Here is a 998-nt window from a genome sequence, read left to right as displayed (position 1 = left end):
GTCCAGGCGGCCAGTGCGTCCTGGGAGGTGGCGCTGGCCAGGGTGGCCAGCTTCTGGCCGGTGGCCGGGTCCAACACGTCAAAGGTGCCGCCATCGGAGGAATCGCGCCATTCCCCGTTGATCAGCAGACCGGTGGGGACCTTGGCTAGCAGCTCTGCTTCGCGTTCGGCGGTAATGCTCATAGCGGCTTCTCCTGTAGTAGTAAGGACTGATGTTGGCGTCATAACCCCGACCGGCAGTCAGGGCGCTGCCAGCCGGGACACTTTCGAGTCCCGGTGGCTTCGCCGGGCGGCATGCCGCGGCCGGCGGCGCCGGGAACTGATCTAGGTCTGCTTCCAACGCTAGGGGGTGCCGGCTGTGGTGTAAACCGCACCTTGCACCAGTGTTATACGATCCAATTGTGCATTTAGACTATGCACTTTGGCCCTTGGCGGCACTATTTTGACGCACCAAACCGTGCGGATCGAAGTATTGTTGCGCCACGCGGGCAAAGGCGCTATTTTTCGCCCTGCTGCCGTGCGGCCAGCACCGCCTCATACAGTTCGCGCTTCTTCAGCCCGCGGGCCTCGGCGACCTCGGCCACCGCCTGCTTCATCCGGGTGCCGGCCGTAATCAACTGCTGCACCTGCCCCACATGGTCCTCCGGCTTCCCGGCAGCCGGGGCCTGGGCCCCGGAGACCACCACCGCGATCTCCCCGCGCACCCCGCCCTCCGCCCAGGCCAGCAGCTCGGGCACGCTGCCGCGCCGGACCTCTTCGAACTTCTTGGTCAGTTCTCGGGCCACGGCGATCTGCCGTTCGGCGCCGAACACCTCCAACAGGGACTGCAGGAAGGCGGCCAGGCGGTGCGGGGCCTCAAAGAACACCATGGTGCGCTCCTCGGATTCCAGCGCCTGCAGCCGCTTGCGCCGCTCCCCGGCCTTGCGCGGCAGGAACCCCTCGAAGGTGAAGCGGCCGGTGGGCAGCCCAGACAGGCCAGCGCGGTCAGCACGGCGCTGG

At 66.9% G+C, this 998-nt stretch carries 2 pseudogenes; both read right to left on the bottom strand.

The features are described from left to right. Nucleotides 1–182 (bottom strand): annotated as a pseudogene (locus JCM19049_RS15340) (NAD-dependent succinate-semialdehyde dehydrogenase); the annotation flags it as partial. A 314-nt stretch (nt 183–496) separates the two neighbouring features. Next, a pseudogene (locus tag JCM19049_RS15335) lies at nt 497–998 on the bottom strand (16S rRNA (cytidine(1402)-2'-O)-methyltransferase); the annotation flags it as partial.

Source organism: Arthrobacter sp. JCM 19049, from assembly GCF_001310435.1.
The sequence above is the reverse complement of the archived record's forward strand: the minus strand, read 5'-3'. Positions and strand labels throughout refer to the sequence as shown.